We start from the raw sequence: 9,384 nt of genomic DNA, 5'->3' as shown, positions 1-9,384 counted from the left end.
CCCTGAACCGAAAACACAGTCGCCAACCGAGGTTTCCTCAAGGGGTGGTCTCGACAAGCTCGACCACCGGCGCACCAGGTCTCGACACGCCCCCGCCCACCAGCTCCGACGGCTCGACCAGCGAGGCGACCCCCGTGCCCGGCCCACCCGCCGAGACACCCCCAGCCCCGTTGATTCGACTATTTATAGTAAATCGAGTTACATGACTATTTCACCGTCTTCGATCCCACACAGGAGGTTCGCATGGAGCGCCTGATCATCTTCGCGCTCGTCGGTCTCGCGGCCCAGGCTGTCGACGGGTCACTGGGGATGGCCTACGGCGTCACCTCGAGCACCTTGCTGGTCGCGACCGGAGTCGCGCCGGCGGTGGCGTCGGCGTCGGTACACCTGGCCGAGGTGGGCACCACGTTCGCCTCGGGTGTGTCCCACTGGCGGCTCGGCAACGTCGACTGGAAGGTCGTGGCGAAGATCGCGATCCCGGGCGGGATCGGCGCCTTCACCGGCGCGACCGTCCTCTCCAACATCTCGACCGAGAGCGCGACGCCCTGGGTGGCCGGCCTCCTGCTCGTCCTGGGCGTCTACATCATCGCCCGCTTCGTCTTCGGCAAGCCGCCGGTCTTCATCCCGGGCCGCCGCCCTGGTCTCGGACTGCTCGCCCCGCTCGGCCTCTTCGGCGGTTTCATCGACGCCACCGGTGGCGGTGGTTGGGGCCCGGTGACCACGCCGACCCTGATCAGCAGCGGCACCCTGCACCCGCGCAAGGTGATCGGCTCGGTCTCCACCGCCGAGTTCGTCACGACCGTCTCGGCGAGCGTCGGCTTCCTGGTCGGCCTGGCAGGAGAGGCGCTCGACTGGCGGATCATCGGCGGGCTCCTCGTCGGTGGCGTGATCGCCGCCCCGTTCGCCGCCTACCTCGTCAAGCACCTCTCGCTGCCCATCCTCGGCGGCCTGGTCGGCAGCATCATCCTGATCACCAACGGACGTACGCTGCTGCGCAACTTCGACGCCGAGTCGGTGGCTGCCTACGGCGTGCTCTTCGCCGTCGCCGCCGTCATCGTCGCGATCGCGGTGCGCAAGTCCGGCGGCAGGCTGACCGACGCCCAGGAGCCGGCGCCGGAGCCTGCAGCCGAGCCCGTGAACGCGAACGCGAACGCCTGACCAGGACCCTCACCGGGATCGGTCACCGGCCCCGTCCAGCGCCCAGGTCAGGGCACCGGACGGAGCGGTGATCCGCCACGGGGGAGCCTGGGTCGGGTAGACCCGCGCGGTGGCCACCCGGCCGGCGCTCGTGAACGCCTCGATGACCGATCCGTCCAGGAACAGCCGGAGCGCGGGCGCCCCGGCAGAGGTGTCGTACGCATCGTCGACCACGATCCGCCAGGGCTCGGCACGCTCGTCGCGACTGGCGTGGCGCCCGTCGAGGACGAGGGTCCCGGCGCCGGTGTCGACCGTGATCTCGACCGACTCGGACCCACCGAACTCGAGAAGCACCGTGCCGTCGACGTGGGGGACCGAGATCTCGGCCTGAGCGCCGATCTCCACCCCGCCACCGTCGACGGGGGCCGAGCCGGACCCGGAGCGGAGGGAGTCGACCGTCGGAACCGGCGCGAACCGCAGCCCACCGTCGGGCCCGAGCGCGACGGTGCGGGCCAGCGAGATCGTCCCGGCCCAGCCGTCCTCCTCCCACCAGTCCGGCGAGCGGCCCTCGGTGATCCAGCCAAACATCAGCGGACCGTAGGGGCTGGTCCGCATCGCCGAGGCGGCGTAGAAGCTCGGTCCGTCGTCGACCCGGACGGCCCGCTCGGGCTGGTCGGCGAAGAAGGCGAGCACGTTCGCCGGGCCGTCGGCGTGCGACCACGACGACACGACCGCGAGGGCGCGGCCGTCGAGGTGATAGACCTGCGGGCACTCCCAGCCCTCGCCGGAGTCGTTGCCGGCGACGTCCTGCCGGACCAGGGAGGCGAGGTCGCCGATGTAGCTCCAGCCGGCGTCGGTCCGGCGATAGTGCCGGATCGACGCCGTCTGGTCCGGGCCGGCGGCCCCGACGACGAGGTGGAGGCCGTCGTCGGCGTACCAGGCGAAGGGATCGCGGAACATCGTGATGCCCTCCTCCGGGCCGGGGTCGAGACCGATCAGCTCCGGGGCGTCGAAGGTCGCGCCACCGTCACTGGAGAGGGAGGTGATCACCGGCTGGAACTCCAGGTCGTTGCGGCGACCCGAGTAGAAGGCGCGTACCTTGCCGTCCTCGATGATCGTGTTGCCGGACCAGCAGCCGTCGGTGTCGGGGCCGCCCGGCTCGGGTGCCATCGCCGGCCGGTGCAGCTTCCAGGTGACGAGGTCGGCGCTGCTGGCGTGGCCCCACTCGACCGGCACGTCCGTGTCCGTGCTGGGGCGGTACTGGAAGTAGAGGTGGGTGGTGTCGCCGACCTGGATCGGTCCGTTCGGGTCGTTGAGATAGCCGCGGGGCGGGCGGATGTGGAATCGCGGCAGCAGGTGGTCCGTGGGCAAGGCGCACTCATTTCTGGGGTCGGTGAAGCGAGACGAGAGGGGGACGGAGGGCGACGGGGTCAGCGGAACGAGCCCGCGGTGACGCCCTCGATGAAGTACCGCTGCGCGAACACGAAGAGCAGGACGCTGGGCACCATCGCCAGCACGACGCCGGCCAGGACGACGGAGATCGACCCCGTGCCGAGGTTGCCCTGCAGCCCGACCAGGCCGAGCGGGAGCGTGAAGGTGTCCTGCGACTGCAGGAAGATCAGCGGCCGGTAGAACTCCGCCCAGAAGGCCGAGAAGTTCAAGATGGCCAGGGTCGCCACGGCCGGAGCGGCCATCCGGGCGTAGACCATCGCGAAGATCTGGAACTGGGAGGCGCCGTCGATGCGGGCCGCCTCGCCCAGCTCGAGCGGCATCTGCATGAAGTACTGCCGCATCAGGAACGTGCCGAACGCGCTGCCGAGCGCCGGGATCACCAGTGCGCCGAGGCTGTCGGTGAGGCCCAGCGACTTCACGATCACGAAGACGGGGATGATGATCGTCTGCAGAGGCACCATCATCGTGGCCAGGAAGACGCCGAAGATGGCGTTGCGGCCCGGGAACCGGATCATCGCGAAGGCGTAGCCCGACAGCGTGCAGGTGATCGTCTGGCCGATCACGATCAGCACCGTGACGATCGTGCTGTTGATCAGGAAGGTGCCGATCGGCACCTGCTGGAAGACGGCCGAGTAGTTCCCGAAGTCGGGGTTCGTCGGTAGCCACTTGGGCGGGTTGGTGAACGCCTCCGCAGGCGTACGCAGCGACGTGGTGAACGTCCACAGCAGGGGCCCGAGGGCGACGACCGCCGCCAGGAGGAGCACGACGAGGCCCACGCCCCGCCAGAACCGGCCGGCGATGCCGCCGTTGAGGATCATCTGACTGCTCATCGGTAGAACGCCCACTTCCGTGCGGCGAGGAACTGGAGCCCGGTGATGGCCAGGATGATCACGAGCAGCACGCTCGCGATCGCCGAGGCGTACCCGAACTGGAGGTTCTGGAATCCCGTCTGGTACATCACGATCGTCGCGGTCGTGGTCGCCGTGCCAGGCCCGCCCTTGGTCATGATGAACGGCTGGTCGAAGAGCTGCAGAGCGTTGATCATCGCGACCACGGTCGCGAACAGGATCGTCGGGCTGATCAGCGGGATCTTGACCCCGAACAGCGTCCGGACGGGTCCGGCGCCGTCCATCGCAGCGGCCTCGAGGACGTCGGTGGGCAGCGAGGTCAGCGCCGCCACGAACATCACGAAGGTGAACCCGACCTGCTGCCAGGCGGCGATCAGGATGATCGTCACGATCGCGCCCCACGTACTGGTGAGCCAGGGGACGGACGGCAGGCCGACCGCGTTCAGGTAGTAGTTGATCACCCCGAACTTCATGTCGAACATGTAGCCCATGAAGATCGAGACGGCTGCCGTCGAGGCGAGCAGGGGCAGGTAGAACGTCGTCCGGAAGAACGTCTTCGCGGCGGGCCGGCGGCGCTGGTTCACCAGGACGGCCAGGCCCAGCCCCACGACGAGCTGCACCACGACGATGCCGAACGCGAGCAGCAGCGTGGTCCCGAACGAGCTCACGACCGCGTCGTCGCGGACGATGCGCTCGAAGTTGTCGAGCCCGACGAACCTCGGCGGCGTGATGACGTCCCAGGAGAAGAACGACAGCGCGACCGAGGCGATCATCGGGGCGAGCGTGAACACCGCGACGAAGAGCACCGCCGGCGAGATGATCAGGAACCCGAACCCGGCCTCACGGCGGGCCAGCCGGCGGGTGCCACGTCGGGGACGACCACCGGGGTCGGTACGGAGCGGGCGCGCGTTCCCGCTCCGGGGAGGAGCCAACGTCGACATCAGACGCCCTTCACTGCCTTCTCGAAGTCGGCCTGCATGCCGTCCAGCGCTGCCTTCGCGTTGCCCGTCGAGATGGCCTTGGTGGTGCGCTGGTTGAGCGAGGTGGCGAGGGCGTTGTAGTAGGGCGGCGCCGAGATCGGGACCGACCCCTCGAGCTGGTCGTAGAAGACCGACCAGTTGGACGGGCCCGTGCTCGAGTAGCGCTCGGCCGTCATCAGCGACTTGCGGCCCGGCGTGGTGACGTTGCCGGGGAACATGATGTCGAAGCTCTCCGGCTGGACCATCATCTTCACGATCTCCCAGGCCAGGTCCTTCTTCTTCGAGGAGTTGAAGATGCCGTAGCCGCCGGCGCCGAAGAGCGACTTGTTGCTCTTCCAGGTCGGGAAGCGCTGCACGTCGAAGCTGCCGTCCTTCATGCCGGCGTTGTGCAGGCCGCCGGCCCAGAACCCGCCGCCGATCGTCATCCCGATCCGGCCGGAGGAGAACAGCCCCTGCAGGGTGGCGCCGCCACCGACGTCAGGGGAGGGCGAGAGGTTCGAGCGCTGCAGGTCGATGAGGTACTCCAACGCCTCGACCGCTGCCGCCGAGTTCGCCGTCGGCTGGCCCCACTTCCAGCCGCCCCCGCGTCCCGCCACTGCGGCCGGGTTGTCCTTGTAGGCGCTCTTCCACAGCCAGTCGCCGCCGGAGTACTTGCCCTCCTCGAGCAGGTTGCCGCCGTTGGCGTAGAGGAACGAGGTCCAGCTTCCCCACAGGCGCACCACCCAGTCGAACGCGTAGACCTTCGGTCCGGTCGCGGCGATCTTGGTGGCGTACGTGTGGAAGTCGTCGGTCGTCCACGACTCCTTCGGCGCCTCCAGGCCTGCCTTCTCGAGCAGGCCGGTGCTGTAGAACATGCTGCCGGCGTTGAAGCTGTCAGGGAGCTCGTAGAGGTGGCCCTGATACATCATCGACTCGACCAGGGCCGGATGGATGTCGTCGAAGTAGCTCTGCAGCGAGGAGAGGTCCTTGGTCACGTAGCTGTCCAGCGGGATCAGGAGCTCCTTGGAGGCCATCAGCTGCAGGCCCTCGGTCGCCACGCTGACGAGGTCGGGGGCCGAGCCCGAGGCGATCTGGGTGAGCACCTTGGCGAGGAAGTCGTTCCAGTCGGTGCCGTTGATGCCGGTGACCTCGAGCTTCATGGCCTTGTCGAGCTTGGTCACCTGGGGCTGCAGCTTCTTCTGCAGGGCGGTGGCGGCGCTCTGCTGGCCGAAGTAGAGCATCTTGATCGTGTCGGACGAGCCGCTGCCCGAGCAGGCGGTGAGCGGTCCCAGCCCGAGCGTGGCGATGCCGGCTCCTCCGAGCTTGAGCAGCGCGCGACGGTCCATCCCGGCGCCGATGATGTGGGTCATCTTCGCCCCTTCCTCATGGGTGGGCGGCGTCATCGAGACGCCGCCCAATACGTATTGGTGTGACGACGGTAACACCCGCAGAATGTGTTAGCAATACGTATTGGTAAAGTGTCATCATGAGCTCGTGGAGGATGCTGTGACATCAGATGCCGGCCCGCGCCCCGGGCGCCGGGTGACCATGAAGGACGTCGCGAAGCGAGCCGGGGTCTCGCAGCCGACCGTCTCGTTCGTGCTCAACGACCGCCGCGACGTCTCGGTCGCCGAGGAGACCCGTGCTCGCGTCCTGGAGGCCGCGGCCGAGCTCAACTTCCGCCCGAACCGGGCCGCCCAGTCGCTGCGCTCCAACCGGCCCTACACGATCGGCGTCATCACCGACCAGATCGTGTCGCAGCCCTACGCCGGCCAGATCCTGCTCGGCATCCAGCAGGCCGTCCAGCCCGACGGCTACGTCTGCTACGTCGTCGAGCGGGCCGGCACGGCGGACACCCGCGACGACGCGGTGAGCAACCTGCTGGCCCAGGGGGTCGCCGGTGTCGTCTACGCGTCGCACGGCGCGAACCCGATCCGCGCCAGCCGGGGTGCGCGCGACACCCGCTCGGTCTACGTCAACTGCTGGCCGCACGTCGACGGCGAGCAGGCCTGCGTCGTGCTCGCCGACGAGTACGCGGGTGGTGCGATGGCGGCGAGGGCCGCGTTCGAGGCGGGCCACCGCGACGTGGTCTTCCTCGGTGGGTTCCGGGACGACTACGCCTGCCACGAACGCGAGCGTGGCTTCGTCGACGCGGCGAGGCAGGCAGGTCTCGACCCGGACAAGCTGCGGCGTGTGTACGGCGGCTACCAGATCGGCTCCGGCTATCAGCTCGCGCTCTCCGTCCTGCAGGAGAGCGCCCCGACCGCGCTCGTGTGCGGCAACGACCGGATGGCCGTGGGGGCTCTGCTCGCCGTCCACTCGCTGGGCCTGGAGTGTCCGCGCGACGTGAGCATCATCGGCTACGACGACCAGCCCGACATCGCCGACCAGGTGCACCCTGCCCTGACCACCGTCAGGCTGCCCCACCTGGAGATGGGGGCGCTGGCGGGACAGCTGATGCTCGCCGACGGCGACCCCGACCCCGGCCGCCACCTGGTCGACTGCGAGCTGGTCGTACGCAGCTCCCTGGCCGCACCGCGAGCGGGTGCCTGATGGGGGAGGAGGCCACGCTCCACTTCCGTCCGGAGGGCGCCTATGTCGGCGACGTGATCCCGTTCGCGCACGAGGGGGTCGTGTGGCTCTACTACCTGCTGGACGGGCGCGACCCGGCCGTCGACGAGGAGGGCCTGCGGCGCACCGGGATGCCCTGGGCCGCGGTGACCACCACCGACTTCGTCCACTTCGAGGACCGCGGGGTGGTGCTGCCCTCGGGCGGCCCGGACGCGGAGGACTTCGACTGCTACACCGGCAGCGTCGTCACCGGCGACGACGGGACCCTCCACCTCTTCTACACCGGCCACAACCCCCGCGTACGCTCCGCCGACGGCGACCTGCAGATCGTCTGCCACGCCACCAGCGACGGTGACCCGGCGCGGTGGACGAGGCACCCGGAGTGGTCCTTCGGCGCGCTGCCGGGCCACCTGCCCGAGGACTGGCGAGACCCGTTCGTCCACCGCCCCGATCCGGACGGGCCCTGGCAGATGCTGCTCGCCGCCCGCCGTGACAGCGGCCCGGACCGGCGCCGAGGCGTGGTCGCGACGCTGACCTCGGACGACCTGGTCACCTGGCGGCCGGACGCTCCGGTCTGGGACCCGCGCCGCTTCATCACCCAGGAGTGCCCGGACGTCTTCCGGATGGGGGAGCACTGGTACCTGGTCTACTCGGAGTTCTCCGACGCCTTCCAGACCCGCTACCGGATCGCGTCCTCACCCGAGGGCCCGTGGCTGGCTCCGGCCGACGACACCGTCGAGGGCCGGGCGTTCTACGCCGCCAAGACCGTCGAGCACGATGGCCGGCGCTACGTCATCGGCTGGATCGCCACCCGCGAGCACGAGAGCGACTCCGGCGGCTGGCAGTGGGCCGGGGACATGGCCGTGCTCGAGACCGGGCAGCGACCCGACGGGAGCCTGACCTTCGACCTGCCACACCAGACGGTGGCCCTCTTCCCGGAGGCGGTCGAGGTCTCGCTGGCGCCCGTCGACGGTGCCGATGCCACGCCTGGAGCCGGAGCCCGCACCAGGAACAGCGTCTGGCTCGGCCCGGAGACACCCGCCCGCGCGCTGATCACCGCGGAGCTCGAGATCGCGCCCGGCACCCAGGCGTGCGCGCTGCTGCTCCGGGCGAGCGAGGACTCCGGCTACGAGATCCGCCTCGAGCCGCAGCGCGGCCGGATGGTCTTCGACCGCTGGCCACGCACCCGGACCGGCGGCGAGCAGTGGCAGATCCAGGGCGACGTACCGCATGCGGTCGAGCTCGAGCGGTTCGCCGACCTCGCGCCCGGCCGGCACACCGTCCGGGTGCTCCTCGACGGGTCGCTGTGCACCGCCGTGCTCGACGGGAGCGTCTCGATGAGCGCACGGATGTACGACCATCCTTCCGGGCGCGTCGGCCTCTCCGTCACCGACGGCGAGGTCAGCCTGGAACGGCTCGAGGTCCGCTGCTCTGCCCCAGACGCAGCGAGGCGTACGTCTCCTTGATGAACCGGAGGTGGCTCCAGGTCTCGGCCTCGCGGACGCCGTCGAGCTCGCGGATGTGGTCGAGGACGTCCACGAGGTCGCCGGAGGTGGCGGTGTTGACGGTGAGCAGGGCGTCGTAGCGCCCGAGGGTGCGGGCCACGAAGATCACCGAGGGGAGCCGGGCGAGCTGCTCGGCGATCGGCCGGTGGGCGGCGCCGTCGAGGCGGAGCCCGATCCCGGTCGCCGTACGCCGCTCCCGGCCCGAGTGGCGCACGACCGCGCCCACCCGGACGACGTTGCCGTCGAGCAGCCGGACGACCCGTCGCCGCGTGCCGGCGGGGGAGAGGCCGACGCTCGCGGCCAGGTCGACGTAGGAGGCGCGGCCGTTGGCCTGCAGCGCGCGGAGCAGCGCATAGTCGGTCTCGTCGAGAGACCCGGCGGCCGGTGCGGGGCCGACCGGGGCGGCCACGTCGCGGATCACCTCGGTGTAGAGCAGGGTCTCGGTGGTGACGATGCCCTCGATCGCGCGCACCTCGGCGAGGGCGTCGTCGATCCGGACGATGTCCTTCGCGCGGAGCTCCAGCACCAGGGCGTGGTGGCCGCTGGTCATCGAGACCAGCGTGGTGTCCTCGCGCGCCGCGGCGGCGTGGGCGACGTGGGTCGCGGAGCCGTTCACAGTGACCGAGACGTGGGCGAGGACGTCGTGGCCGAGGACGGCCGGATGGACCACGCCGCGTACGTCGATGTGCCCCTCGGCCAGCAGGCGCTGGACCCGTGTGGCCGCCGCTGATCGGGAGAGGCCGACCTGGGCGGCGATCTCGCGGTGGGTGAGGCGACCGTCCTGCTCGAGCAGGACGAGGATCGCCTCGTCGGTGCCGTCGAGGACGCCGGGCGTGATTTCGTTCGACATTTTTTGAGAGCGTCTCCAGGGTCGGATCGATCCTCTGAGGCGGGGATCTGCTGCGATTATGA

General features: G+C 69.9%; 8 protein-coding genes. 3 read left to right on the top strand and 5 right to left on the bottom strand.

What is annotated here, in order from left to right:
- The first annotated feature begins 243 nt into the window (after window positions 1-243).
- A complete protein-coding gene (locus UG56_RS13170; protein ID WP_045549749.1) occupies window positions 244-1,158 on the top strand; it encodes a sulfite exporter TauE/SafE family protein in 915 nt (304 codons plus the stop codon).
- A gap of 9 nt (window positions 1,159-1,167) precedes the next feature.
- On the opposite strand, the gene UG56_RS28390 is transcribed toward UG56_RS13170, so the two are convergent.
- From UG56_RS28390 to UG56_RS13150, 4 genes are read right to left on the bottom strand one after another with little or no spacing between them, the layout of a single operon-like run.
- Entirely contained in the window at window positions 1,168-2,508 is a 1,341-nt protein-coding gene (locus tag UG56_RS28390) for a glycoside hydrolase family 32 protein (protein WP_045549750.1), read from the bottom strand.
- 59 nt (window positions 2,509-2,567) lie between these two features.
- The gene (locus UG56_RS28385; RefSeq protein WP_045549751.1) at window positions 2,568-3,419 is read right to left on the bottom strand and encodes a carbohydrate ABC transporter permease; all 852 of its coding nucleotides are present in this window, start codon (window positions 3,417-3,419) and stop codon (window positions 2,568-2,570) included.
- Complete coding sequence (locus tag UG56_RS13155; protein ID WP_256206610.1) at window positions 3,416-4,378, bottom strand: carbohydrate ABC transporter permease; 963 nt, start codon at window positions 4,376-4,378, stop codon at window positions 3,416-3,418. The genes UG56_RS28385 and UG56_RS13155 overlap by 4 nt, the downstream gene beginning before the upstream one ends.
- The gene (locus UG56_RS13150) at window positions 4,378-5,766 is read right to left on the bottom strand and encodes an ABC transporter substrate-binding protein (RefSeq protein WP_045549752.1); all 1,389 of its coding nucleotides are present in this window, start codon (window positions 5,764-5,766) and stop codon (window positions 4,378-4,380) included. Before UG56_RS13150 ends, UG56_RS13155 begins: the two co-directional genes overlap by 1 nt.
- Window positions 5,767-5,902: 136 nt before the next feature.
- Here UG56_RS13150 and UG56_RS13145 point away from each other — a divergent pair, with 136 nt between their 5' ends.
- Complete coding sequence (locus UG56_RS13145) at window positions 5,903-6,949, top strand: LacI family DNA-binding transcriptional regulator (protein ID WP_256206608.1); 1,047 nt, start codon at window positions 5,903-5,905, stop codon at window positions 6,947-6,949.
- Window positions 6,949-8,433 (top strand): glycoside hydrolase, encoded by a 1,485-nt coding sequence (locus tag UG56_RS13140; protein ID WP_045549753.1) that lies wholly within the window; start codon window positions 6,949-6,951, stop codon window positions 8,431-8,433. Before UG56_RS13145 ends, UG56_RS13140 begins: the two co-directional genes overlap by 1 nt.
- Here the strand turns inward: UG56_RS13140 and UG56_RS13135 are convergent.
- Window positions 8,369-9,322 (bottom strand): Lrp/AsnC family transcriptional regulator, encoded by a 954-nt coding sequence (locus UG56_RS13135; protein WP_071327057.1) that lies wholly within the window; start codon window positions 9,320-9,322, stop codon window positions 8,369-8,371. The genes UG56_RS13140 and UG56_RS13135 overlap by 65 nt on opposite strands.
- Window positions 9,323-9,384: the final 62 nt, after the last annotated feature.

Origin of the sequence: Nocardioides luteus (genome assembly GCF_000960475.2) — a bacterium.
Taxonomy (GTDB): Bacteria; Actinomycetota; Actinomycetes; order Propionibacteriales; family Nocardioidaceae; genus Nocardioides; species Nocardioides luteus_A.
The sequence above is the reverse complement of the archived record's forward strand: the minus strand, read 5'-3'. Positions and strand labels throughout refer to the sequence as shown.

Excerpts from the sequence above, each read along its gene's own strand:
- UG56_RS13170 (WP_045549749.1), top strand. The coding sequence starts at position 244 with ATGGAGCGCCTGATCATCTTCGCGCTCGTCGGTCTCGCGGCCCAGGCT.
- UG56_RS28385 (WP_045549751.1), bottom strand. The coding sequence starts at position 3,419 with ATGAGCAGTCAGATGATCCTCAACGGCGGCATCGCCGGCCGGTTCTGG.
- UG56_RS13155 (WP_256206610.1), bottom strand. The coding sequence starts at position 4,378 with ATGTCGACGTTGGCTCCTCCCCGGAGCGGGAACGCGCGCCCGCTCCGT.
- UG56_RS13150 (WP_045549752.1), bottom strand. The coding sequence starts at position 5,766 with ATGACCCACATCATCGGCGCCGGGATGGACCGTCGCGCGCTGCTCAAG.
- UG56_RS13140 (WP_045549753.1), top strand. The coding sequence starts at position 6,949 with ATGGGGGAGGAGGCCACGCTCCACTTCCGTCCGGAGGGCGCCTATGTC.
- UG56_RS13135 (WP_071327057.1), bottom strand. The coding sequence starts at position 9,322 with ATGTCGAACGAAATCACGCCCGGCGTCCTCGACGGCACCGACGAGGCG.